This is a genomic window from Myceligenerans cantabricum (assembly GCF_054777735.1).
The window spans coordinates 40,555-66,406 of record NZ_BAAHAJ010000010.1 but is presented as its reverse complement, the minus strand read 5'-3'; the positions used below and the strand labels follow the sequence as shown (position 1 = coordinate 66,406).

Here is a 25,852-nt window from a genome sequence, read left to right as displayed (position 1 = left end):
GTGCTCATCAATGAGCGCCGGGTGCTTGGCTGAGGAAACATCGATCGTCAGCTCGGTCGACCGCAGTCTCGACGACTTGACACACTCGTATCCGGTTCATTGGGGTATCTCCGACAAACTAGCCAGACTACAGGTCAGCACCCAATTTCCCGACGGAGAAGGGCCATGACCGGCATACCTCAGATCGCCGAGTACACCCTGCCCGAGGCAGCGGACCTCCCCGCCAACACCGCCCGCTGGACGGCTCGTCCCGACCGTGCGGTCCTGCTGATCCACGACATGCAGCGCTACTTCCTCGATCCCTTCCCCGAGCGGCTGCGCCTCCCGCTGATCCGGAACGTCGCGCTGCTCCGTGACCGCGCCGCCGCCCAGGGCGTGCCGATCGCCTACACCGCCCAACCGGGCAGCATGACCGCGCAGCAGCGTGGGCTGCTCAAGGACTTCTGGGGATCGGGGATGCGGCGCTCCCCCTCCGAGCGCGCCATCGTCGACGATCTCGCACCGGCGGAGGACGCCTGGATGCTCACCAAGTGGCGCTACAGCGCGTTCCTCGGCACCGACCTGCTGGAGCGCATCCGGGCCACCGGTCGCGACCAGCTCGTCGTGTGCGGTGTCTACACGCACGTGGGGATCCTCGCGACGGCCGTCGAGTCGTTCTCCCACGACATCGAGACGATCATCATCGGGGACGCGACCGCGGACTTCTCCCCCGAGGAGCATCGCCAGGCACTCGCGTACGCTGCCGCACGGTGCGCGACGGTTCTGCCCGCACGGGAGGTGCTCCCGTGAGCGCGGACCTGCTGGACCTCGTGCTGCACGAGGACCCCCCACCCTTCGCCCTCCTGCACCGGCCGGGGGCGGGCCGACGGCACGTCGTCGACGTGCTCGTCGGTGACGTCTCGCGCCCCGCGCTGCTCGGGGACATCTCACTCCCGCCGGAGGGTGCGGGCTCTCCTCGGCGACCTGGACGCCTCTCCGGAGCAGTGCACGACGTCCTCGCCCTGGTGCCCTACCGCCAGCTCCACGAGCGCGGGTTCAGCAGTCCCGACGACGCCACCCCGCTGGTGGCCCTGACGGTCACGGCCGACCAGGAGGTCCCGCTGGGAGAAGTGCTCGAACGTGTCCCGGACGCGCCCATCGAGCTGAACGGCGAGACCTTCGAACCCGACGACGCCGCATACGGCGACCGGGTACGACGGGTCGTCGAGGAGGAGATCGCCACCGGTCAGGGGGCGAACTTCGTCCTGCGCCGGACGTTCGGGGCAGAGATCGGCGGTTCACCCTTGTCCGGTGCGCTCACGCTGTTCCGCCGGATCCTGGAGAGCGAACAGGGCTCGCACTGGACCTTCCTGGCCTACACCGGCGAGCGCATCCTCGTCGGTGCGAGTCCCGAACGCCATGTGAGCCTCCGGGACGGCATCGCCGTGATGAACCCCATCAGCGGAACCTACCGATACCCCCGGAACGGTCCCGACCTTCCCGGCGTCATGGACTTCCTCGCAGACCGCAAGGAGTCCGAGGAGCTCGCGATGGTGCTCGACGAGGAACTGAAGATGATGGCCCGCATCTGCGACGACGGCGGACGGGTCACCGGGCCCTATCTCAAGGAGATGGCGGCCGTCGCCCACACGGAGTACTTCATCGAAGGACACACCTCCCGCGACCCGCGCGACATCCTCCGCGAGACCCTGTTCGCCCCGACGGTGACCGGCAGCCCACTGGAGAACGCCTGCCGCGTCATCAGCCGCTACGAACCCGAGGGACGTGGCTACTACAGCGGGGTGGCGGCTCTCGTCGGACGCGACGCGGCCGGCCGGCGCACGATGGACTCCGCGATCCTCATCCGCACCGCCGACATCGGCTCAACGGGGAGACTCGCCCTCGCCGTCGGGGCGACGATCGTGCGGGAGTCCCGGCCGGAGGCCGAGATCGCGGAGACGCGGGCCAAGGCCGAGGGGATCGTCGCGGCGCTGCGCGCTCCCGTCCACCGCGCGTTCGCCGCGCACCCCGACGTCAGGTCGGCGCTCGAGGAGCGGAACGACGGTCTGGCCGGCTTCTGGCTCCGGTCCCGCGCCGGCTCCCCGGGGCGCCCGTCGACCTCGTCCCCCGATCTGACGGGCCGCCGGGTCCTGATGGTCGACGCGGAGGACACCTTCACCGCCATGATGGTTCACCAGCTCCGCGCCACGGGTGCGACGGTCGTGGTCCGGCGCTTCGACGAACCGCCCCCACCCACCGGGCACGACCTCGTCGTGCTCGGTCCCGGGCCCGGGGATCCCGGAGACCCCACCTCCCCCAAGATGCGCCACCTGCGATCCGAGGTGTCGCGGCTCCTGACGGGCCGGAGCCCTTTCCTGGCCGTCTGCCTGAGCCACCAGGTACTGAGCCAAGAGCTCGGCCTGCGGGTCTCGCGCCGCCGCCGGCCGAACCAGGGGGTGCAGCGTGCGATCCAGCTCTTCGACGAGCACGTGCGCGTCGGCTTCTACAACTCGTTCTCCGCGGTCTCGCCGACCGACCACCTCGAGTCCCGGACGCACGGCCGGATCGAGGTGTCCCGCGACCCTGCCAGCGGCGAGGTGCATGCCCTGCGCGGCCCGGGCCTCGCGTCCGTGCAGTTCCACCCGGAATCCGTGCTCACGCTCGACGGCGACCGCATCCTGGCCCGGTTGTGCGTGGAAGCGCTCGCGAGCGCCCTCGGGCCGACGACGGTCCTGGGTGCCCCTGGAAGGGGCACCCTCGGGCCTCCGATGGCGAGCCGTCCCGAGATAACGTCGGCATCATGAAGGTCGAAAGCCTGGGAAGCTTCCTCAAGACTCGGCGGGACAAGACGAGTCCGGAGATGCTGGGCCTCGATCCGGGAGGCGCGCCCCGCCGCGTGCCGGGCCTGAGACGTGAAGAGCTCGCCCGGCTCTCCGGCGTCAGCGTCGGCTACTACACGAGGATCGAACAGGACCAGACGGGGACGGCCTCCCCGCAGGTCCTGGATTCCCTGGCCTGCGCGATGCGGCTCGACGACGCCGAACGCACCCACCTGTTCAACCTCGCCACGACGGGAGGCTCCAGCCGTATGGTGCGGCCGGACCCCGAGTACCCGCACACCCGTGTCCTGGCGCTCTTCGAGTCGCTCCAGGAGACGATCCCGGCCGTCGTGCTCGGCAGGCGTGGTGACGTCCTCGCGTGGAACCGCTCGGGCCATGAGCTGCTGTCCGAGCACATCCCGTTCACGGCACCGACCGAGGCCGACCGGCGCCCGTCCGTCCCGCGGGCGTTCTTCCTCGACCCCCTGACGCGGGACCTTTACCGCAACTGGGACGAGCTCGCGCGGGCGCACGTCGCCTACCTGCGGCTGACGTCCGGCCGTTATCCGCGCGACGCACGGCTCGCCGAGCTGATCGGTGAGCTCACGATGAAGAGCGACGAGTTCGCCGCCCTGTGGACCGAGGGTGACGTCGCGGACTGCACCGTCGGCAACATGCTCCTGTCCCACCCCACGCTGGGCACGCTCGACATCGATTACCAGGTGTGGCTCCAGCCCGAGTCGACCGATCACCGGCTCGAGGTCTACACGCCGAACGACACTGCTTCCCGTGACGCCCTGCAACTCCTCCCGAACCGGATCGGCGTCCGCTGAACCGGACACATGCGACCAGGACGGCCCTCAGGACCGTCCTGGAACGACACGATGGAGTAGACCTTCATGGCACTCGCCTCGACCATGACCGCAGTCTTCGAGCGATACACCGACAGGCCCGCCCTCGCCGAGCGGACGCCCGTTCCCCGGTCCGACGAGGACCTCACCACCTTCACCGCCCGCACGGAGGACTCCTACGACCTGCTGACCTACGGCGAGCTCGCACGGCGTGTATCCTCCGTCGCCGCGCAGCTCACGGACGGTCGACGAGGGGCCGGGCGACTCGCCGAGGGTGACATGACGGCGTTCCTCGGCTTCGCCGGGGCCGACTACGTCACCGCCGACCTCGCGTGCAACCTTGCCGGTGTCACGACCGTCCCGCTGCAGACCAGCGCCTCCCTCGACCACCAGGCGACCATCCTGGCCGCGACCGCGCCCCGCGCCCTCGCCGTCAGTGTCTCCCTGCTCGGCCGGGCCGCCGAACTGCTGGCGGCCCAGCCGACGATCACCCGCCTCCTCGTGCTCGACTACCGCGGGGGCGACCCCGACCACGTCCGAGAACTGGCGAGCCTGGAGGGGACCAGCGTCCTCCGGCCCGAGCTCCTGGACCTGTCCGGCACAGGGGCCGCCGTCGGTGCCCCATGGACCGAGTCACGTCCGGTGATGCTGCTGCACACGTCGGGCAGCACCGGGACGCCGAAGGGCGCCGTCTACCCGGAACGTCTCGTCACCGCGATGTGGGGCGGGGACGGCTGGTCGGAGTTCTTCGCCGCCGAGCCGGACGTCTCGACCTTCCACTACATGCCCATGAGCCACGTAGCGGGGCACTCCTCGGTTCGCGGTACGCTCGCCCGCGGTGGGCTGACCTATTTCGCGTCCAGCACGAACCTCTCGAGCCTCTTCGAGGACCTGGCGCTCGCCAGACCGACCGAGCTCTCGCTCGTCCCACGCGTCTGCGAGCTGATGCGCCAGGAGTTCCGGCGGCGGCTCCAGGCCGCCAGGTCCCACACCCCCGGCGGGGACGACAACGCTCTCGCGGCGGCGGTCCGCGACGAGATGCGCACCCAGGTGCTCGGCGGCAACGTCCGCTGGGCGAGCTGCACGTCGGCGCCGATCTCGGCCGAGCTCAAGGCCTTCGTCGAGGACCTGCTGCAGATCGACGTCCACGAGCTGTACGGCACCACGGAGATCGGCGGCGTGCTGTCGAACGGCAGGTTCCTGCGCCCACCCGTGCTCGACCACCGTCTGGAGGACGTGCCCGAACTCGGCTACTACTCGTCGGACCGTCCGCGATCCCGTGGCGAGCTCCTGATCAGGAGCACGTCGACCATCCCGGGCTACTACGGACGCCCCGACCTCGACGAGCAGATCTTCACCGACGACGGCTTCTACCGCACCGGCGACATCGCCTCCGTCGACGACTCCGGAACCGTGCGGATCGTCGACCGGAAGAACGCGATCGTCAAGCTTTCCCAGGGGGAGTTCGTGGCGCTTCCCTCGTTGGAGGGAACCTACGTCTCCCGCAGCGAGGTCCTCCGCCAGGTGTACCTCCACGGCGACGGCAGCGAGTCGTCGATCCTCGCCGTCGCCGTCCCGACGGACGAGCTCGTCGACCGACTCGGGGGTGACGTTCCGGCGATCCACGAGCATCTCCTGCAGGAGTTCCGGGCGATCGGCGCGGCCGAGTCGCTCAACTCCTACGAGGTTCCACGGGACGTCCTGGTCGAGCTCGAGCCGTTCAGCGAGTCGAACGGGCTGCTCTCGGACCACCGGAAGCTCGTCCGGCCGGAGCTGGCGCGCCGGTACGGCCCCGTGCTGACCGCGCTCTACGAGAGCCTGCGCTCCAGCAGCGACGCTCTCCTCGAGTACCTGCGCGACAGCGCCGGCGACGCCCCCACCGTGGCCACGGTGCGCGATGCCGTCGCCATCGCGATCGGCACCTCGCCGGCCGACATCGGCGCCGAGGACCGGTTCCGCGACCTCGGTGGCGACTCGCTCACGGCCGTGTACCTGTCGAACCTCCTCGAGCAGATCTTCGGCGTCCGGGTCCCCGTCAACACGATCGCCGGCGAGGCGACCACGATCGGGCGCCTCGCCGACCTCCTCGACGCCAGGAGGAACGGCGACGGCGCCGCCGTCTCGTTCGACAGCGTTCACGGCGACGCCCCGGAGCTGCTCCGTGCCGAGGACCTCCGCCTGGCACTCTTCCTCGGCGACGGGTTCACGCCGGCTCCCGTGGAGTCGGTGATCCGCGACGCGCCCACCGTGCTCATCACGGGTGCGAACGGATTTCTCGGCCGGTTCCTGTGCCTCGAGTGGCTCCGCGAGGTGGCAGCGACGGGTGGCCGGGTGATCTGCATCGTCCGTGGCGCCGACGACGACGAGGCGTACGAACGGCTGAGGCGTGCCTTCACGAGCGACGAACGTCTCCTCAAGGCCTTCGACGGGTTCGGTCACTCCCTGGAGGTCCTGGCCGGTGACCTCTCCGAGCCCGCGCTCGGGCTCGACGCGAACACGTGGGACCGTCTCGCCCGTGACGTGCACCGTGTCGTCCATGCCGGGGCGATGGTCAACCACGCACTCCCCTACCAGGAGCTCTTCGACGCGAACGTGGCCGGGACGGCGGAGGTCGTCCGGCTCGCGGTGTCCGTCCGGCTGAAGCCGGTGAGCTTCGTGTCCAGCATCGCGACGGCGCTGCTCGCCGGTACCGAGAACCCGCTCGACGAGCACGCGGACATCCGGCGGGCGCTACCCTCGGTCGGGACGGGGACGAAGAACAACGTCGAGGGCTACGCCGCGACGAAGTGGGCGGGCGAGGTGCTCCTCCGGGAGGCGCACGACAGCTTCCAACTCCCCGTGACGACGTTCCGAGCGAGCATGATCCTGGCGCACAGCGAGTACGTCGGCCAGATCAACGTCCCGGACACGTTCTCCCGGCTCGTCTACAGCCTCGTTCGTACCGGGGTCGCGCCGTCGTCGTTCTACGCACCGGGGGCCGGCCGGCCGCACTACGACGGGCTCCCGGTCGACGTGGTGGCTTCCTGCATCGTCGCTCTCGACGCCGCGAGCCAGGGTGGCTACTCGACTCATCACGTCGTCAATCCCCTCGACGACGGCGTCTCGCTCGACACGATGGTCGACTGGCTCACCGGCCTGGGCGTGGAGCTCACGAAGGTCGACGACCACACCGACTGGCACCGGCGGCTCGGAGCCGGGCTGCGGGCCCTGTCCGAGTCGGAACGCCGAGCGTCCATCCTCCCGCTGCTCGACAGCTTCTCGGCACCCGAGCAGCCCGTGGCCGGGTCGTCGATCGCGTCCCCGGGGTTCCTGGCGCGTGTCCAGGACCTCGGGCTGGACACCAGGATTCGCAGCCTCGACGCGCGATTCGTCGAGAAGTCGCTGTCCGACCTCGAGCACGTCCACGGCCGCCCGCTCAGGACGGCCTAGGGACGCCGCGACGGCGCCACCGCCGCACCCGCACCCGCACCCGCACCCGCCACCACAGCACCCGTCGCCCCGGCAGGCGCCGGCCGACACGGCCACGCGCCGAAGCCCGCTGCGCCCTGCGCCCTGCGCCCGCCTTACCTGCCGTGCCCCCGCCGGCCTGCACCGTTGCCCAGATCCCGTTCGCGGCCGTCCGGCTCGCCCGGGCAGAAGGGCGGACCGTGCACGCCATCGACCCGAAGGAGAACGAACCGATGAGCGCACCGAGCCAGACCGAACCCGTTCGCCCCGCCGGCCTCCCCTCTCCCTCCACCCGCCCCCCGACGGATCCCGAGGAGGGCCCCGCGGACCCGCGTGTGCGCGCTCTTGACCCGCTGCCGGAGCCGGGTGAGGTCCTGGCCGAGATGCCACTGGGAACGGTACGGGGTGACCTGGTGGCGACCTCACGGCGCGAGGTCCGTGACGTGCTGACCGGTGAGGACGACCGACTCCTGGTGATCGTGGGCCCGTGCAGCGTGCACGACCCGGCGGCAGCTCTGGAGTACGCCACCCGGCTCACGGCGGCCGCCCGTGACCTGGCGGACGACCTGGTCGTGGTGATGCGCGTCTACTTCGAGAAGCCTCGCACCACCGTGGGCTGGAAAGGCCTGATCAACGACCCCCACCTGGACGGCACCCACGACGTGGCACACGGACTACGCCTGGCACGGCAAGTCCTGCTGGGGGTCCTGGACGCGGGCGTCCCCGCCGCATGCGAGTTCCTCGAACCGACCAGCCCGCAATACATCGCCGACGCCGTCAGCTGGGGAGCCATCGGAGCCCGCAACGCCGAGTCCCAGGTCCACCGCCAGCTCGCCTCCGGCCTGTCCATGCCCGTCGGCTTCAAGAACGCCACCGACGGCGACATCCAGATCGCCGTGGACGGCTGCCTCACGGCCGCGAGCGAGCACACCTTCTTCGGCACCGACGCCACCGGCCGCGCCACCGCCGTCCGCACCACCGGAAACCCCGACTGCCACATCATCCTGCGCGGCGGACGGCGCGGCCCCAACTACCACCCCCACGACGTCACCACCGCCCTGCGCACCGCCCGCGCCTCCGGACTGCACGGCTCCCTGCCCCACGGCCTCGTCATCGACGCCTCCCACGGCAACTCCGGCAAGGACCACGAACGCCAGGCCCACGTCACCCGAGAGATCGCCGCCCGCCTGGCCGCCGGAGAACCCGGCATCACCGGCCTCATGCTCGAGTCCTTCCTCCGTGCCGGCGCCCAGAAGCCCGGCCCTCTCCACACCCTCACCTACGGCCGGTCCATCACCGACACCTGCATGGACTGGACCACCACCCACCACCTCCTGCGCACCCTCGCCCGTGCCGCCCACCAACGCCGCGCGGCCGAGCGGACGTCCGCGCCGGCGCCGGGCTCCGAGCGACGAGACGACCGGGATCGGGTATCCCTGGCATGAGTACCCAGGACAGTGGGCTTGTCCACCCGCCACCGGCCTCCCGACGATGGTGGACATGAGCTCACCTGAAACCGACCGTAGACCGGTGCCTCCCGCACCCCGCCGCGCCTGGACCGGGCTCCTCGTGACCCTCGGCCCCGTACTGCTGGTCGCGATGGACGGATCGGTCCTGTTCCTCGCCATGCCGAGGATCAACGAGGGCATCCAGCCGACGACGGACCAGAGCCTCTGGATCCTCGACATCTACGGGTTCGTCGTCGGCTCGCTCCTGATCACCTTCGGCAACGTGGGTGACCGGTTCGGGCGGCGTCGTCTCCTGCTCATCGGGGCGTCGGTCTTCGGGCTCGGGTCGTTGTGCGGTTCGTTCGCCCCGACTCCCGAGATCCTCATCGCCTCCCGAGCGCTGATGGCACTCGGGGGCGCGACCCTGCTCCCGTCCGCGCTGGCCGTCATCAGCGAGCTCTTCGAGAACCCCGTCCAGCGGGCCAGGGCCATCGGCATCTTCGCCGCGACGTTCGCCGCCGGGTTCGTCATCGGTCCGATCGTCGGCGGGCTTCTGCTGAGCCGCTTCTGGTGGGGCTCCGTGTTCCTCATCAATATCCCCGTCGTCGTGGTCTTCCTCTGCCTGGCACCCACGCTCCTCAAGGAGGTCAAGGGAACCCGTCCCGGGAAGATCGACATCCCCAGCGTGCTGCTCTCGGCCGTCGGGCTGCTCCTGGCGATCTACGGGATCAAGCACGCCGCGACCTACGGCCTCGATCTCCTGAGCGGAGCGCTGGTGGTCGCCGGGACCGGCTTGGTCGTCGTGTTCGTCCGGCGACAGCGACGCCTCCCCCGGCCGCTGCTCGAGATCGGTCTCTTCAAGCAGCACGTCTTCGCGGTGGCCATTCTCACCGGACTGCTGTCGCTGTTCGTCTGGTCCGCCGCGGCGTACCTGAGCATGACGTATCTCCAGTCGGTGCTGGGGCACTCGGTTCTCGTCTCGGCCACCCTGGCGGTCCCAGGTGCCGTCGTCCTCACCCTGTCGAGCGTGCTGACCCCGCGTCTGGTCGAGCGGATCGGGGCGCGGAGCGCACTGATCCTGTGCCACTTCTCGATGGCGGCAGGCATGGCGTTGCTGCTGTTCACGAACGAGACCACGGGTGTGCTCTTCTACATCGCCTCGACCGCCGTCGCCGGGATCGGGTTCGGCATCTCGTTCAGCCTCGTCGCGGACACCGCCGTGGGCGCCGTGCCGGAGTCGCGCGCCGGAGCCGCCGGCGCCATCGCCGAGACGAGCAACGAGATCGGCAACGCCCTCGGGATCGCGCTGCTCGGTTCGCTCCTGACGGTGGTCTTCCGGATGACGTTCCCGGGGGACGCGACAGGCATCGCCGAGTTCATCGAGGAGAGCGGGACCACCTCACCGGCGTTCGCGACGGCACAGGCCGCCTTCCTCGACGGGTACCACGTGGTCGCTGCGCTGGCCGGCATCATCTGTGTCGCTCTCGGGCTCCTGGCCGTCCGCTGGATCCCCCGGGACGCCGGCGCCCAGGACGACCCGGCGGCGTCGCAGCAGTCGGTCGACACCGTGAACACCTGACGCCTTCTCGTCCGTCCTGCTGGGAACCCACGATCCGTCGCGTCCTGAGGAGCAAGTCCGTGTCCGATCTGATGAGGCGACCCGCGTATCCGGCCGTGCCCGCCCCCCGCGCCGCGGACGACCGGCACGAGCAGGTTCTGGGCGACCTGGGGCCGGAGGTGTTCGTGTCGCTCGCACGAAGCGACCAGCGCTGCAAGGCCATGCAGTACGTTCGCGCCCTGCTCGCGACGCCGGGGCGCAAGTCCGTGCGCAACATCGCTCGTTCCATCGGTGGCGCGGCAGCCGCCCAGCGCCTGCACCACTTCGTCAACAGCTCTCCCTGGGACTGGCGGCCGGTGCGCCAAGCGATGGCTCGCCATCTGGTGGGCGTCGCGGCACCGCAGGCCTGGGTGATCCGACAGGCCGTGTTCCCCAAGGCGGGAACCAGTTCGGTGGGCGTGGGACGCAGCTACGACCCGGTCCAGGGAAAAGTTCTCAACGCGCAACGGGCATTCGGCGTCTGGTTCGCCTCGGCCACGATGTGCAGCCCGGTCGACTGGCACCTGCTCCTGCCACGACAGCACGTCCCGGCAGCCGACCGGGGCCGCTACGGTCCGGACGGCGCCGTGGCCGAGAGTCTCGCGGAGACTGCCGTGCGCCTGTACGCCGCCACCACCACGGGTCTTCCCCGGCATCCGGTGATCATGGACGCTCGTGGGGTCGAGGCCGAGCTCCTCATCCACGAGCTGTGGGAGCGTGAGTTGCCGTTCCTGCTCCGGATCGACGACGCGCACCGGTTCCGACCCGAGCGCGACGCCCGTCCCGAGCCGGCGCACCTGCTGCTCGCCGCCCGAGACCACCTGCGGCGTCCCGTCACCGCATCACCGGCTCTGCGGCCGGAGACGACGGCCGCCGTCGCGGCCACCCTCCAGGTCCGGGCCGCGGGCGGGAGCCGTCCGGCACGGGCCTCCGGTCCTCTCATCCTGCTCGGGCTCGGACCCCTGGGTGGTCCCTGGCCGGCCAGCGTCTGGGTCACGAACCTGGCCGAGACCTCGCCCGCGGAACTCTATGGGTCGACCCTGCTCGCCGACAGCGTCGACGACGCGTTCATGGAGGCCTGCGTGACCTCCGGACTGCGTGACTTCGCCGGGCGGTCGTTCGGCGGGTGGCACCGGCACGTCACCCTCGCGTCGACCGCGCACACCATCACCACCCTGACCCGTCTCCGGCAGCCGCCCGGGCCTCCGCCGGCCCGGTGGCGGTAGGTCCGGACGCCGAGCCCCCAGTTCCCGGGCGGCGACCTCGTCCTCACGCCGTGGCCGAGCAGATCCGGGACCTGGGGTGCGGCAGCGGATCTCGCGGGCCCCCGCAGTCTTGATCGTGACCACGTGCGCAGACCTCGCACGACCAGCCAAGCGCAAGCCAGAGTCAGTCACTCGTGAGACGAAGATCCTCGGGGCTTCCTCCCGAATGGTGGACACGTCACGGTACTAACCAGCAACCAGCACTGTAGCGGCGATGTGAGCGTTCTCGAGATCGACAGGGGTGCGAGAGCCGGACCACAGACTGCGATCTCGGGGCAGCGGCTACTCGAAGGCCACCTCGGCGCTGTCGTCGATGCGGGTGTTCTCGCCGTTGCCGTGAATCACGTTCTCCACGAGGCGGAGGCCTTCTCCAGCGTCGACACGAATGCCTGCGGTGTTGGCGACCACGAGGTTTCGCGTGACCAGCACATCGGTGGGGATGCCCGCTGCATGACCGTTGTCGCCTGGGTCGACAGCCAGATGGATGCCCCAGAAGGTTTCCGCGTGATTGGCGAGCACGATGTTATGGCGTACCACCGTGCCCGGAGCGTTGCGAATCTCTATGCCGGACCGTACGTGCCCACCACGCCCCTTGGTGACGGTGTTGTGCTCAACCAGGGTGCCCGGCGTGCCGAGCATCAGCAGGATTCCTTCGCGGTTGTTCTTCAGCACGTTGCCGTGGACCCAGTTACCGTGGCCCGCGGCGTCATGCTGCGTGGCGGTTCCACCGGTGTTGCCGAGGGCGATCGCGGCTGCCTGGACATCCTTGATGGTGTTGTGGCGGATCTCGTTGAGGTACTCGTCCTCGCCGTGCAGATCGATAGCGTCGAGGACGCCACCGTCGATGGCGTTGTCGGCGATGAGGTTGTTGTGCGTCCAGTACTGCAGCAGGACGGCGTGACGCAGGTGCGTCCCCTCGAACAGGTTGCCGAGGACCGTGTTGTGCCGGGAATCGTCGGTGTAGGCGTACCGGTCCTTGCCCGCTGTGCCTTGGATGGCGATGCCGTATCCGTTGCCACCGCCGGCCACGCTCGTAGCGTCACGAAAGGTACTGTCGCGCACCGTGACGTCACGGCTCTTCTCGATGCGCACACCCATCTTCTGAAAGCGTTCGACGACGATGTCTTCGAGCCGAACCTGGAGACTGGCGCGAGAGCCGAGGTTCGCCACGACGACACCGTAGGCAGGGCCTCCCCCGGCGGTGGCATCCTGATGGTCGGTGGGCAGGGGGCCGTCGTACGCGGAACTCACGGTAAGATCACTGACCTGCACATCCTGGATGCCGTAGCCGCGCAGCACCTTGCCGGACTGCGTCTGGGGCGTCAGCGCCGACCTGAGGATGGTGCGCACCCCATCCCCACGCAGGTCGATCCCGGACCGCAGTGCCACGTTGGTCGTAGGGTCGGCGGGCTCCGTGGTGAGCAGGTCGTAGGTGCCGGCTGGGAGGTAGACCTCGTCTCCGGGCTGGGCGGCGTCGAGCGCGGCGCGGATCGCGGCCGCATCGTCCCCGCTGTCCGCAGCCGGGTCTGCACCGTGGTCACGCGCGTCCACGGTGCGGCCGGTGACCGCGCCGGGCTCGGCCGGACGGTACTGCGTGCCGTCGGACTCGACCAGCCCGGGCTCGGTCCAGGGCTCCGCGTCCGGATCCGGGGTCGGCAGCAGACCGGTGAGGTCATCAACCACGGCGCCCTGCGGGTTCGGCGGATAGACGCGAACCTCGGTGACGCTGTTCCAGCCCGACGCAGTGTTCCCGTAGCCCAGGTACCGCACGTACCGGGCCTGCGTACCTGTGGTGGCGTCACCGTCAAGAGTCACCGGCTCGAGGTTCGACGACACACCCGAACTGGCCTGGTCCATGGCGGCGAGGTTCCAGGTGGTCCCGTCGGTGGAGAGCTCGACGGTGAAGTGCGACTGTCGCTCGTCGCCCTTGTGCCACGCCACACCGAGATATCCGACCGAACGAGTCTCACCGAGGTCAAGCTGGAGCCACTGGGGCTCGTTCGGGTCAGCGGGGAGGGACGACCAGCGCGTAGCAGGGTCGTCGTCGATCGCGAACTCTGGCAGGTTGCCGTCGCTGCTCAGAGCACGGGCGGCGTGGACGGGCCAGTGTTGGGGCGCGTCGACGACATCGGACTGGACGAAGTAGGCCGACGCGGACGGGAGTGACAGCGCTACGACGGGGCCGCCGAGAAGACTGAGCAAGAGGGCTGTGGCGGACCCCACCGCCACACCTCGTGCAACGATTCGCCATTGGATCATGAAGGAACTGTCCCACTACAGTGCCGAAATGGCAAGAATCTAGATCGAACTGATGCATCGATACACCACATCACGCCGACGACGCTGCCGACGTGTCCGGTCAGCGGGTGACAGGTTCTACGCTGAAGAGCCGGGTGAGGTCGGCGTGCCGAGGAAGGACCTCCCAGTCGCCGTCGCCCGTGCAGGCGGAGGCGCCAACGGTGGTCGCGGTCACCAGGGCGGTCGGCACGTCATGGCCGGCCACGGCGTCGGCGAGGAACCAGCCACGAACAGGTCACCGGTACAGACCGTTTCACGGACGTCGACCGGTACACCCGCCGCTGAGAAGTCACCGTCCTCGCTCGCCGTGACAGCGCCGTCCGCACCGCGCTTGACGACGGCGATCTGGGCACCCGGCTCCCGCAGTTCTCGAGCGGCCGTCGGGACTCGCTCACCATCGGACACGACGGATCACGCTCCGTGCAGCGGTCCCTGCGCCGGGTACCGGTGCTGCCGCCCGAGACGATCCGCACCCTCCCCTTCGGCACCGGTCTCGTCCTGCTGCGCTCGACGCCGCCGATCCTGGCCCGCTTGCGGTCGTGGACCAAGCGTGAGGACGCCGACCGGCTCGCAGCAGGTCGAGCCGCGGCCGAGGTCAGGCTCGGCGGCGTTGGCGCCGATGATGAGGGGAACGCATGAACCGGCGCTGATCAGCCGGTATCGACTCCAGTCAGCCAGTGCGCTCGTCAGATCGGTCGTAGTGCCGTGGGCGCGGCAGTTGCGGCTGTCTGGCTGAGGGTGAAGGAGTAGGTGCCGTCATCGGTGGTTGTGGCTCCGAAGTCGATGGAGTAGTCACCCGGCGGGAGCGTCAGAGTTTTGCCGACTACGCCTGAGGCGACGATATCTCCGGTGGCGTGGTCGACGACCTGGTAGGGACATGGGATGCCGTGGTACTGGTATTGAAGCGTGGTCTCGCTGGTGAGGGTAAAGGTGTACTGGTCGATCGAGGCGATCGTCTCCAGGTTGCCGGCGCCTTCCTCGGGCACGCCGTTGGAGACGGTCGTTCCCAGTTCGTAGGCGAAGACCTGCGGAGCCGGGACCTCGAAGAAGCGGAAGGAGTAGGTGCCATCGTCGCCAGTGCCGAACTCCATGGTGTAGTCCCCTGCCGGGAGGGTGACCTGGTTGTGCGCCCCACCGCGGAAGGCGACCTGCCCATCGGCCTGGTCGATGATCTTGTAGCTGAACGGGAGCTGCGGGCTGATGTATTCGTACTGGAGTGTGGTCTCCTCGGTGAGGGTGAACGAGTACCGGTCGATGGAGGAGACAGTCTCGAGGTTCCCTGCTCCTGCGGCTGGGACGCCGTCGGAGACGGTGGTGCCGAGTTCGTAGGCGAAGGTTTGGGGTGCGGGGATCTCGAAGATCTGGAGGGTGTAGGTCAGCTTGAGCCCGGGTCCAAGCTGGATCACATAGTCGCCGGTGGTCAGCTCGATGCGCTGGTCGATGTTGGATTCGAGCACGACATCCCCGGTCTGTGCCTCGGTGATGACGTAGTCGGTCAGGAACGGGACGTCGATCTGGTATTCGCCCGCCGTGGTGACGCTGAAGTTGTATCGGTCGATCGACGCGACCGTTTCCAGATTCCCCGCGCCCTCGGCCGGGACGCCGTTGGACACCACAGTTCCGAGTTCGTAGTCGAAGGTCTGGGGCTCGGGCACATCGAAGAGGGTGAACCCGTAGGATCCGGCGTATCCGGTGGCCTCGAAGGCGTACTCGTCCGGTGGGAGGGTGAACTGCTGGTCGCCATACCCCTCGGCCATGACGTTTCCCGAACTGAGTGACATCAAGCGGTGGTCAGCGTATCCGGCGGTCCGGTCGTACTGGATCTTGGCGGGCTCGGTGAGGGTGAAGGTGAAGCGGTCAACAGATGCGATCGTCTCCAGCGTTCCTGCCCCTGGACCAGGATCGCCGTCCGTCACAGCGTTGCCGATGGCGTATACGAATGTCTCCGGTTCAGGTACTTCGAAGAGGGTGAATGAGTAGGTGCCCTGGTCGTTGCCGTGACCGACTTCGAAGGCGTAGTCGCCAGCCGGCAGGGTGAACTGCCGATCCCAGGTGCCCTCCATGACGACGTCGCCTGTGACGGCGTCGATGATGCGGTAGTCGAAGAGCTTGAAGACCTCCTGCTCGTACTGCAGCGTGGTCTCATCTGACAGCGTGAACTCGTAGCGGTCGACCGAGGCGCTCGTCTCCAGGTTTCCCGCTCCGGCCGCGGGTTGCCCGTCCGTGACGGTCTCGCCCACCGTGTAGGCGAACGTCTCTGGTGCCGGGACTGGGAACAGGTTGAAGGAGTAGGGGCCCTGCTCGTCACGCTGACCGATTTCCAGGGCGTAGGAGCCGGCTGGGAGCGTGAAGTCGCTGTCGGTGTAGCCATCGCCGACGGCGTCGCCCGTGGCGGTGTCGATGATCCGGTAGCTCATATACGAGCGGAGTCGCTCGTAGTGCAGTGAGGTCTCCTCGGTGAGGGTGAACGTGTACCGGTCGACCGAGGAGATAGTCTCCAGGTTCCCCGCCCCGGCTGCGGGCGCTCCGTCGGTGACGACGTCGCCCGGCGTGTAGGGGAACGACTGTGCTTCGGGCGCCGTGAACAAGTCGAAGCCGTAGCTCCCGGCGCGCGGTTCGCCGTAGGAGCGCCAGGGCGAGACACGCAGTTCGTACTGACCTGCGGACAGTTCTGCGGTCGTGGTCGAGGCGTAGCAGTGGCTCCGGTCGAAGACTTCCTGGCCGGTTGCGGTCTCGATGAGGGTGAAGCTGGCCGTCGCCGTGCACGCGTTCGGGGTGAAGGTCAGGCGGTCGCCCTCACCGACATCGAACACGTAGTGGTCAGCCCCTCCGGCTGAGGAGAACCCGCCCGGGGCCCCTGGTTCGACGCTCAGTGGGAGACCCGCAGTGGTGACGGCTGGTGCGGGCACATCGAGGGCGAAGTCGATGTTGTCCACCCCCACGGCCGTTCCCTGCACGCCTCGGAATCCGGCAGGCTCCATGTCGACCGACAGCGAGGACTGGGCGTGGGCGAGGTGAGCCGACGCGCGGAAGCTCGAGTACGACACCCCGTCGCCAGTCTCGCCTTCGGCCAGCGGCGTGAACGTCCACGCGGAGTCAGCGGGAACCACCGGTGTCCCGTTGTCAAGGTCAACCGCAGCGCTTTCCTGGCCATCGATCTCCAGAACGAGTGACTGCTCGTCCGTGTCTTGCGCGACCGGTCCCATCACATATAGGTCGAAGGCAATGTCCACACCGTCATGTCGTGGCACGCTCGATACGTGTGCCCGGTAGCCGGGAGTGTCGAACACCGGGCCCACGATCGTGGTGGAGCCGACCGTCATGTACGACCGTGCCGAGAAGTTCGAGCCGACAGCCGACTCGAAGGTCTCAGCAAGCAGTCCGTTCTCGAATGAGCGTTGAGACGGGGAATACGGAACGGTGGTCACCAGCGCCGAATCGGCCGCGAAGGACCCGTCCGCGGTCAGAATCACATCCAGGACGCACGCATCGAATGCTGGGCCGGGCAGCACCTCAGCGGCGGTGCAGGTATCGGTAGCCGCGTCGATCGCCGAGTCTGAGAAGTCTGACAGGTCAACGTACTGCTCCGGGAAATCCGGGTCCGCGACTGTATCGGGCGACTCACCCGGGCCGTAGCTGAACAGCGTCGTCTCATCGGTCACCCGCCACGAGTCTGCGAACGGACCATGCAGCGTCTCAGGGGAGGGATTTTCCCCCGCCGGCGTTCCATCGCCATAGACCAGGTCATCGGACGGGTCACCGTTGTTGTTTCCCAGCAGACCGTCCGTCTCCAGACCTTCCGAAGCGAAGACCCGCAGGTTTCGGCCCTTCATCTGCACGATCACGCCCTCGTTCTGGCCGGCGATTACGACGGAGTAGGTCGAGTCATCGCGCACGACCGCTGCCCCGCTGTCCAGTAGCAGAGTTCCGCCATCAGCCGAAAGGGAGACCTCCTGTCCATTGATGTGGACGGTGCCCGAGTCGATCTCGACGTGGTCGTCGGCGATCTCGAAGGCGATCGCGTCCAGCAAGGACACCGAGCCGCCCAGCGGCACATACCTCGCCTGGAAGTTGAGGCCGAGCTCGGGTACCTGCATCAGCTCGAACTCACCCACCGACATCAGGTCGTACGCTCTGCCGTCGAGGGTCACCGTGTGCGGGTCGCCCCAGATCGCCCATGCGCCCAAACCAAGCGCGGCAAGTGCAGCCGCGATCCCTGCAGCCACACCCACCGACATGGCTCCCCCCTCAGCGGCAACCGCCGCGCCCAGGAAGGCGACACAACCTCCCGCCGTACCGGCGCAGAAAGCAACGACGGCGAGGGCAACGACGACAAGCCCGGCGGCAACCGCCGCGCTCACCCAGATCGTTTCCTCATCCGGCACGGGAACAGGCGGGAGCTCGGGCCACGCCGGCAGGTCGTTCAGCTCAGGGTGCCCCTCAAGGAAGTGCTCCCAGAAGTCATCCTTCCCGTCGCCGTCCGCGTCGCGGCCCGGTGCAGGAACGATGCACCCGTCCGCACAGAACTGTGGGATCTCCTCCGGGATGCCTTCGGGCTCCTCAACCTCTTCGCCTCCCTCGTTGCCGCCATCGTCATCGTCGTCACAGTCCCTGACCTTCCGATCAGTCATTTTGAAGAGAAGGACCCCCGCCTGCCCGGGGTAGACGTCGTACCTGTCGATCACCTCGCGCGTCACCCCAGACGCAGCGCAGTCGCTCTCCAGGACCCTGAAAGAGTCCCGGTAGCCCGCCAGGTTCTTCGCAAGGAACGTGCGGTTGTTGGCGCCCCGCGGGAAGTCACGCTCATATCGTTGGACCTGGTCGTTCGCGTCCGCCTCAGCCGCCGCCTTCTTGACCTCGACGACCTCAAGTGGGCCGTTCGGGTCGTCCCGGTCGTAGACGACGACATCCGGTCGCCCGCCCATCGCCGCGCCAGCGGGTTTGGAGTACTTCACCTCCCACTGGATGTCCGGTGAAATCCCTCCGACCGTGGCCGGCTTCCCGTATACCCCGGCGTCGTTCAAGCGCTGGATGTACCTCGCCTGCGCGATCGCCTCATCCTGAGTCCCCGATCCCTTCTTGCACTCCGTCCGGCCGTACAGTGCATCCGGGAGGGCGGCCTTCGCGGAGTTGAAGCAAGTGGCCAAGAGCTGGCCCCTGCTGCGCCGCATCAGCTCAGCAACGCATCGCTTGCCGCTCACCGGCACGATCGACGCATCGTTCGGCGGGCAGTCCACCGCGGTGGCAGCCTCAGCAGAGGCGCCGTTGAGCATCCGGGAGATCGCAGCCTCCTCAGCCGACGTCAACCCGTCGTCGCGTTCGACCGCCGGGCTGACCTGAGCGGACGTGACCACCACGGCCACAGCAGCCAAGCCAGTGACAAACCCTCGCAGGGCAGGAACCAGACGCAAGACGATCTCCCGACATGTACGGCTTGCAGCGATTTGAGCAGACCGTAACAGTCACGCTAGACGCTGCGAAAGGATGAAATCGGGCATGCCGCGTCAGGCTGGACCCGTCCCACCAGATCAGGTTCGATGGGCCACATGGGCGTAGACGTGCACTGGGATTCCATCGATCGGGCCTGGAACGACGACCCTGTGGAGTTCTCCTTCGAGTTCCAGCCCTCCCCTGCGGGGCCCCGGCCGGCGAACCTTGACCCCTTCCTCGCCTGTTCAGATCTGATCGAGGAGCTCAACGACGAGGCCGAGGACCAGTGGGAGGACGACGCACCGTTTGTGGAGGACACCGCCGACACGCCGACAGGCGGCGTCATCGCCTTGATGAACACCGCCGGCGAAGGCGTAGAGATACGAACCTGGCTCACCCGATACGCTCAACGCCTGACCGATCAAGGATGGACCGGCCAGATTCGCGGAACCCACAACCCCCAGCCCCCAGCCTGGAGCAACCAGCCAGAGCAGATCGGGCACGCCCTAGGAGCCCTTCTCCGGCTCAACCCGCACCCCGGCAGCGGCACCTTCCCCTATGGAAGCGATGTAGCTGCCGAGGACCATGCCGCCCTGATCGACGTCGCGGACCTGGTCGACGCCCGCTCCCCCGCACCTCTTGCCTACATCGGCAGGGGCATATTCAGGTCGCCCGCCCCGCAAACACACCGCGGCGCCGCGTGGATCGATGCTGCCGCACGCGCCCCATTCACTAGCCTGACCTGGATCAACGAACTCACACTCTCCGTCGCCAGAGCGCGACTCACCCCGGGCGCCAGAGCGTCCATCACCCTCGCCTCAGCGACCGAACCCTGGCGAGCACGACTCGACGTCCTCACCCAGATCCTCACCCTGCTCGGCCCCCGCCTCGAATACGGCGTGACCCGCACCTGCCATCCGCTCTCAGGCCCGTCCGAGGCACCTCCAGCGGTCCGGTCCGGCGAGAACGTCTCGACCGAGGACCTGGACATCGCCCGCAACTACGTCCTGGACGCCGCCGGCATCCAGGTCCTGACCGGAACCCACCTGGCCAAGACCCGCGACCTGTCCGCGTGGACCCTCACCGATCTGGGGAACGACCGCCACTTGGTCCAGCACCCCGACCCGGAAGCCTGGTACGCCAACGAGCTCCCCGACCCCGGCGTCCAGGCCGCCGCACGACACGACTTCGGCGACCTCATCCTCACCGAGGAGACCTTCAAGGCGCTCCGCCCTCCGACAAGGCAGCAACCCCGATAGTGGCAGCTGAGCAGGACCGGTCGAGCAGAAGGTAGCGATCGGTCGCTGATGCCGACGCAGGAGTCACACCTGACGTGTAGGAGCGCTGGCCTACAGCCGGTGCGTGACCGTCAGGAGTGTCGCGATGGCCCTCGCCCCCACGGCTGCGGCCGGTCGTCTGACCTGCGGTCGTTGGCTGCACAGGCCTGCAGATGGCGTCGTCCGCGTCTGCGGCTGCTGCGATGTCAACGCGAACTACATCGTTCGACGGACCAACAAGCTTGCCTTCCGCCATCGGTCCGACAACGGCACGCCCCGAAGCGGGCCAATCGTCCTCAGATGCGTCCTGCCCTGCGCCGCCCGCGCCGCCGAGACGGCGTGAACGGGGCCGTCATGGACGAGAACCTGTCCCCACGCCACGACTCCGAGGCGGAAGCATCGGGCTGATCCGACGCCAGCGCCCCGGATGCCGAGAGCCTTCTGGACGCCTACCTGGCGAATGCTTTCGCGCACCCTGGTGACGTAGCAGCCCTGCACGACGACGGCGACGAGGATTTCGACGACGTCGGGAACGCCCCCATTGTCATCGTCGCAGTTCTCCCCGGCGGCGCGGGCGGCCGCCCTCACCTCGCAGGTGTACTCGCGACGCCCAGCGCAGGTCACTGGAGTCCCCGTGGGCCGCAGCCCTGCCGACCATTCGCCGCCCCATCGTCGCGGGTCTCGGCTGCACGGCGCAGGCGCCGCTCGGCCAGTTCGTCCTGGAACACTGTCCCGATCTTCTCGGCGAGCGCGTGCCGTCGCTCCTCGTCCCCGACGTGCTGGTAGTGCAGCACGATCGTCGGGTTGGCATGCCCAGCGATCGCCAACAGTTCCGCGACCGTCGCCCCGGTACGCGCGGCCCACGTCAAGGCCGTATGCCGCAGGTCATGAATGTGCAGGCCGTCCAGCCCGACCTGCTCACGAACGACCTGCCAGTTCCGCTCCACCACCGACGCATGCAGCGCCCCGCTACGCTTCGCAGGGAACACCATCCCGTCCTCCCCACGCCCGGCGAACTTGGTCAAGTGCTCCCTCAGGATCGGCACCACGAACGACGGGATCGGCACATCTCGGACCGACTTCTTCGTCTTCGGCTCGCCGATCTCGTTGTACCGCCCCGCCTATTTGTTGTTGGCCGCGGTGCCTCGCACCTTCACCACCGCCCGGGCCGGATCGGACAGGTCGAGGTGGCGACGGCGCAACGCGCGCAGCTCCCCGTTGCGCAGTCCCGTGGTCACCGCCAGCGGGACCATCGCCTGCAGATAGTCGGGCAGCAGTTCCGTCAGGCGCCACATCTGCTCCGGCGTGAGCACCACCGGCTCGTGGATCGCCTCGTACTGCAGCCCCCGCTTCACCTTCGCCGGTGACGCGTCCAGCAGCTCGTGTTCGACTGCGTCGTTCAAGATGGAGGACAGCACCTGATAAGCCGAGAACAGGACTCCCCGCCCGTCGTTGTTGCCCTTGTACCCGTTCGCCTTCCGGACCTTCGCCTCAGCATCCGCTGTCGCCGCCAGGCGCGTGTACCAGTTCGCCACGTCCAACCGGGTCAGCTCCGCCAGCGGGATGTGGCCCAACTCCGGCAGGATCCGCTTCTCCAGCGACCGCTTGTACCGAGTTCGTCGACGGCCGCAGCTTCTTGTTCGCCACCGACCGCTCGGCCCACGCCGCCAGCGTGATCGCCCGCCGCTCCGCCCGCCGCGCCTCGCGCTCCCGCACCTTCGGCGGCTTCCACTCGCCCCGATCGATGAGGATGCGCTCATCGTTGAGCCACGCCTCGGCCGCCATCTTGTCGCCGAACGACCGACCGTGCTTCTCCGTGTCCGGGCCGACATACCGAGCCCGCCAGCTCGTGATCGCGCCGGTCACAGCACTCTTGCGCGACTCCAGCAGGCCGAACGTACGACGGGGGTTCTTGCTGGCCATCGGTGGGTCCTCTCCGCCCACCAAGGTGTCCCCGCCACGCCACCGTCCCCCGTGGGACTTCGAGACACCCACACATGGCCGGGAAACGCCCCGCCACCTGCGGGAGCATCCCCGATCCCGTGGGACTCCAGTGGGACTTCGGATGGCCCCAAGAGGCCACCCGAGTCCACTCCGGTCCCGCAGGACCAACAGAGAACCAGCAGGTCAGACGGCATCCCCCCAGCTCAGGAACCTACCGCCCGACCCCACCACCTCTCAGACGTTGAACCCCAACATCCGCAGCTGCTCTTTCCCCTCGTCCGTGATCTTCTCCGGACCCCACGGCGGCATCCACACCCAGTTGATGCGGTGGCCGGTCACGATGCCCTCCAGGGCCTGCGCGGACTGGTCCTCGATCACGTCGGTGAGCGGGCAGGCCGCGGACGTGAGGGTCATGTCGATGTTGGCGAAGCTGTTCTGGTCGAGCTGGACGCCGTAGATGAGGCCCAGGTCGACGACGTTGATCCCCAGCTCCGGGTCGATGACGTCGCGCAGCGCCTCCTCGACGTCGGCGACGTTCACGGGCGCGCCGCCCGCGGCCGGTGCCGCCTCGGTCTCCGGAGCCTGCTGCTCGACGTCGGTCGTGGTTCCCTCGGTCATGTCTGTCACCTCAGTCGTTGGTGGCCGACGCGCCGCTGCGCACCAGCGAGTCCTTGAGCGCTGCCCAGCCGAGCAGCGCGCACTTGATCCGGGCGGGGTACTTCGACACCCCGGTGAAGGCGGTGGCGTCGCCGAGGTCGTCCTCGGCGGTCTCGTCGCCGAGCCCCTTGCCGCGGGAGCCCATCAGGTCGTGGAACAGCGCGTCGAGGCGCGTGACCTCGTCCAGCGGCTGGTCGCTGACCAGGTCCGTCATCACGGACACGGATGCCTGCGAGATGGAGCAGCCCTGTCCCTCCCAGGAGACGCCGGCCACGCGCGCGGGCACGCCGTCGGCCCCGGGCACGACGTCGACCCGGAGGGTGACCTCGTCCCCGCAGGTGGGGTTCACCTGGTGCGACTCCCCGTGCAGGTGGTCGCCGCCGACGGCGACGAGCCCCCGGCCCACGGGATGCTTCGCGTGGTCCAGGATCACCTGTTGGTACATCTGCTCGAGCGAGCTCACGCCTGCCCCTTTCCGAAGTTCTCGTCCACCGTAGCGCGCGGCCCGGTCGTCATTCCGCTCCGAAGAACGCGCGGACCCCCGCCAACGCTTCCCGGAACGCCTCGACCTCGTCGAGCGTGGTGTACACCGACGCCGAGGCGCGCGCCGTGGCGGCGATCCCGAACCGGCGGTGCAGCGGCTGCGCGCAGTGGTGCCCGACCCGCACGGCGATGCCGGCGTCGTCCAGCACCTGCCCGACGTCGTGCGCGTGCACGCCGTCCACCACGAACGACACGGCCGCGACACGGTCCGGCAGCCCCGCCTCCGGGCCCGCGGAGTCTCCGAGCAGCCCGACCGACGCCGGGCCGACCACCCGCACGCCCGCCAGGTCCGCGATCTTCAGCAGCTCCGTGGCCAGCTCGGCCTCGTGCGCGGCGACCGCGTCCATGCCGAGCTCGCGCAGGTAGTCCGCGGCGGCGCCGAAGCCGACGGCCTGCGCCACCATCTGCGTGCCGGCCTCGAACTTCAGCGGCGGCGGGGCGAACGTCGTGGCCTCCATGGTCACGACCTCCACCATGGACCCGCCCGTCGTCACGGGCGGCAGCGCCTCCAGCAGCTCGTGCCGCCCGTACAGCGCGCCCACGCCCGTGGGCCCGAGCGTCTTGTGCGCGGAGAAGACCGCGAAGTCGACGTCGAGCGCGTGGAGGTCGACCGGCCGGTGCGGCACCGACTGACAGGCGTCCAGCACCGTCAGCGCGCCCACCGCGCGCGCGGCCGCCACGATCCGGGCGACCGGTGTCACGGCGCCGGTCACGTTGGACACGTGGGCGAAGGCCACCACCTTGGTGCGCTCGTTGACGAGCCCGTCAAGGCCGCTCAGGTCGAGGCGGCCGTCCTCCCCCACCGGGATCCAGCGGAGCGTGGCGCCCGTGCGGGCGCTGAGCTCCTGCCACGGCACGAGGTTCGAGTGGTGCTCGGCCTCGGTCACGAGGATCTCGTCGCCCGGGCCGAGCCGGAACCGCTCGGCCGCGGGACCCCCGCGCCCGAGCGTGGCGTGCTGCATGCCCGTGGCCACGAGGTTGATCCCCATCGTGGCGCCGGGCGTCCACACGATCTCGTCGGCGCGGACCCCCACCAGGGCCGCGACCTGCTCGCGCGCGTGCTCGAACGCCTCGGTGGCCTCTTCCGCGAGCGCGTGGGCGCCGCGGTGCACGGCAGCGTTGCGCTGCTCGTAGAAGTCGACCTCGGTGTCCAGCACCACCTGCGGTTTCTGGGAGGTGGCCGCCGAGTCGAGATAGACCAGCGGCCTCCCGTCCCGCACGGTCCGCCCGAGCAGCGGAAAGTCCGCCCGGACGGCGATCAGCTCGGCGGGCGTGAAGGTGCGCCCGACCCCAACTTCAGTGCTGCTCATGACCTCTCCTCGACACCGCTGGTCTCCCGGCGGGATCCCCGCCGACTGGTGCGGTCGGTCCTTCTGTGGGTGATCGGCAGTTTGAACTGCCGATCACCCACAGAAGGACCGACCGCGACGTCGTCCGGCCGCCGTCAGACGGAAGCCGGGGCCGCCGCGCCGACGTACTTGTCGTAGCCCTCTTCCTCCAGGCGGTCCGCGAGCTCCGGGCCGCCCTCCTCGGCGATGCGGCCGTCGACGAAGACGTGCACGAAGTCCGGCTTGATGTAGCGCAGGATGCGCGTGTAGTGCGTGATGAGCAGCACGCCGATGTCCGTGTTGTCCTTGGCGCGGTTCACGCCCTCGGACACGATGCGCAGCGCGTCGACGTCGAGACCGGAGTCGGTCTCGTCGAGGATCGCGAAGTGCGGCTTGAAGAGCTCCATCTGCAGGATCTCGTGGCGCTTCTTCTCGCCGCCGGAGAAGCCCTCGTTCACGGAGCGCTCGGCGAAGGCGGAGTCGATGCGCAGGTTGCCCATCGCGTCCTTGACCTCCTTGCCCCAGGTGCGGAGCTTGGGGGCCTCGCCGTCGATGGCGGTCTTGGCGGTGCGCAGGAAGTTCGCCACGGACACGCCCGGCACCTCGACCGGGTACTGCATGGCGAGGAACAGGCCGGCGCGGGCGCGCTCGTCGACGCTCATGGCGAGGACGTCCTCACCGTCCAGCGTGACGGTGCCGGAGGTCACCCGGTACTTCGGGTGGCCGGCGATCGCGGAGGCGAGCGTGGACTTGCCGGAGCCGTTGGGGCCCATGATGGCGTGGGTCTGGCCGGACTCGATGGTCAGGTCGACGCCCCGCAGGATGGGCTTGGGGCCTTCCTTGGTCTCGACGCTGACGTGCAGGTCGCGGATCTCGAGGGTGGACATCTGTGTTCTCCAGGTTCTGACGGAAGCTTGTGTGCTGACGGCGGCGGTCGCAGCGGGGGCTGCGGGCCGCGATGCGCTCTTG

19 protein-coding genes are annotated in these 25,852 nt (G+C 68.8%); 9 read left to right on the top strand and 10 right to left on the bottom strand.

Annotated elements, in window-relative coordinates; all coding sequences use genetic code 11:
• Positions 1 to 165 precede the first annotated feature (165 nt).
• From ACYU96_RS14520 to ACYU96_RS14490, 7 genes are all read left to right on the top strand, one after another.
• Entirely contained in the window at positions 166 to 789 is a 624-nt protein-coding gene (locus tag ACYU96_RS14520) for an isochorismatase family protein (protein WP_460754818.1), read from the top strand.
• Complete coding sequence (locus tag ACYU96_RS14515) at positions 786 to 2,783, top strand: anthranilate synthase family protein (RefSeq protein ID WP_460754816.1); 1,998 nt, start codon at positions 786 to 788, stop codon at positions 2,781 to 2,783. The genes ACYU96_RS14520 and ACYU96_RS14515 overlap by 4 nt, the downstream gene beginning before the upstream one ends.
• Positions 2,780 to 3,631: a helix-turn-helix transcriptional regulator gene (locus ACYU96_RS14510; RefSeq protein WP_460754813.1), complete on the top strand. Its 852-nt coding sequence runs from the start codon at positions 2,780 to 2,782 to the stop codon at positions 3,629 to 3,631. Before ACYU96_RS14515 ends, ACYU96_RS14510 begins: the two co-directional genes overlap by 4 nt.
• A 66-nt stretch (positions 3,632 to 3,697) precedes the next feature.
• Positions 3,698 to 7,078 carry a thioester reductase domain-containing protein gene (locus ACYU96_RS14505; RefSeq protein WP_460754810.1) on the top strand — a complete coding sequence of 1,127 codons (3,381 nt, stop codon included), beginning with the start codon at positions 3,698 to 3,700 and terminating at the stop codon, positions 7,076 to 7,078.
• Positions 7,079 to 7,329: 251 nt separating this feature from the next.
• Positions 7,330 to 8,541, top strand: coding sequence for a 3-deoxy-7-phosphoheptulonate synthase (locus tag ACYU96_RS14500; RefSeq protein WP_460754807.1), 1,212 nt, complete (start codon positions 7,330 to 7,332; stop codon positions 8,539 to 8,541).
• A gap of 85 nt (positions 8,542 to 8,626) precedes the next feature.
• Entirely contained in the window at positions 8,627 to 10,123 is a 1,497-nt protein-coding gene (locus ACYU96_RS14495) for an MFS transporter (protein ID WP_460754804.1), read from the top strand.
• A 59-nt stretch (positions 10,124 to 10,182) separates the two neighbouring features.
• Entirely contained in the window at positions 10,183 to 11,367 is a 1,185-nt protein-coding gene (locus ACYU96_RS14490; protein WP_460754801.1) for an IS701 family transposase, read from the top strand.
• A gap of 321 nt (positions 11,368 to 11,688) precedes the next feature.
• On the opposite strand, the gene ACYU96_RS14485 is transcribed toward ACYU96_RS14490, so the two are convergent.
• A complete protein-coding gene (locus ACYU96_RS14485; RefSeq protein ID WP_460754798.1) occupies positions 11,689 to 13,635 on the bottom strand; it encodes a right-handed parallel beta-helix repeat-containing protein in 1,947 nt (648 codons plus the stop codon).
• Positions 13,636 to 13,875: 240 nt separating this feature from the next.
• On the bottom strand, positions 13,876 to 14,109 hold the full coding sequence (locus ACYU96_RS14480; protein WP_460754796.1) for a PfkB family carbohydrate kinase: 234 nt from the start codon (positions 14,107 to 14,109) through the stop codon (positions 13,876 to 13,878).
• A 15-nt stretch (positions 14,110 to 14,124) separates the two neighbouring features.
• On the opposite strand from ACYU96_RS14480, the gene ACYU96_RS14475 reads away from it, so the two are divergent.
• On the top strand, positions 14,125 to 14,343 hold the full coding sequence (locus ACYU96_RS14475) for a hypothetical protein (protein ID WP_460754794.1): 219 nt from the start codon (positions 14,125 to 14,127) through the stop codon (positions 14,341 to 14,343).
• A 47-nt stretch (positions 14,344 to 14,390) separates the two neighbouring features.
• On the opposite strand, the gene ACYU96_RS14470 is transcribed toward ACYU96_RS14475, so the two are convergent.
• On the bottom strand, positions 14,391 to 19,061 hold the full coding sequence (locus tag ACYU96_RS14470) for a VWD domain-containing protein (RefSeq protein WP_460754791.1): 4,671 nt from the start codon (positions 19,059 to 19,061) through the stop codon (positions 14,391 to 14,393).
• A 189-nt stretch (positions 19,062 to 19,250) separates the two neighbouring features.
• On the opposite strand from ACYU96_RS14470, the gene ACYU96_RS14465 reads away from it, so the two are divergent.
• Positions 19,251 to 20,393 (top strand): hypothetical protein, encoded by a 1,143-nt coding sequence (locus ACYU96_RS14465; RefSeq protein ID WP_460754789.1) that lies wholly within the window; start codon positions 19,251 to 19,253, stop codon positions 20,391 to 20,393.
• Between the two features lie 638 nt (positions 20,394 to 21,031).
• Here ACYU96_RS14465 and ACYU96_RS14460 read toward each other — a convergent pair.
• The 7 genes from ACYU96_RS14460 to sufC form a co-directional block, all read right to left on the bottom strand.
• Positions 21,032 to 21,514, bottom strand: coding sequence for a tyrosine-type recombinase/integrase (locus ACYU96_RS14460; protein ID WP_460754860.1), 483 nt, complete (start codon positions 21,512 to 21,514; stop codon positions 21,032 to 21,034).
• Positions 21,515 to 21,532: 18 nt separating this feature from the next.
• Positions 21,533 to 21,985 (bottom strand): hypothetical protein, encoded by a 453-nt coding sequence (locus ACYU96_RS14455; RefSeq protein ID WP_460754786.1) that lies wholly within the window; start codon positions 21,983 to 21,985, stop codon positions 21,533 to 21,535.
• On the bottom strand, positions 21,903 to 22,334 hold the full coding sequence (locus ACYU96_RS14450) for a hypothetical protein (protein ID WP_460754784.1): 432 nt from the start codon (positions 22,332 to 22,334) through the stop codon (positions 21,903 to 21,905). The genes ACYU96_RS14455 and ACYU96_RS14450 overlap by 83 nt, the downstream gene beginning before the upstream one ends.
• Before the next feature lie 255 nt (positions 22,335 to 22,589).
• Entirely contained in the window at positions 22,590 to 22,973 is a 384-nt protein-coding gene (locus ACYU96_RS14445) for a metal-sulfur cluster assembly factor (protein WP_460754782.1), read from the bottom strand.
• A gap of 10 nt (positions 22,974 to 22,983) precedes the next feature.
• Positions 22,984 to 23,475 carry a Fe-S cluster assembly sulfur transfer protein SufU gene (gene sufU, locus ACYU96_RS14440; RefSeq protein ID WP_460754779.1) on the bottom strand — a complete coding sequence of 164 codons (492 nt, stop codon included), beginning with the start codon at positions 23,473 to 23,475 and terminating at the stop codon, positions 22,984 to 22,986.
• A 49-nt stretch (positions 23,476 to 23,524) separates the two neighbouring features.
• On the bottom strand, positions 23,525 to 24,865 hold the full coding sequence (locus ACYU96_RS14435) for a SufS family cysteine desulfurase (RefSeq protein ID WP_460754777.1): 1,341 nt from the start codon (positions 24,863 to 24,865) through the stop codon (positions 23,525 to 23,527).
• A 134-nt stretch (positions 24,866 to 24,999) separates the two neighbouring features.
• Entirely contained in the window at positions 25,000 to 25,770 is a 771-nt protein-coding gene (gene sufC / locus ACYU96_RS14430) for a Fe-S cluster assembly ATPase SufC (protein WP_460754774.1), read from the bottom strand.
• Positions 25,771 to 25,852 lie beyond the last annotated feature (82 nt).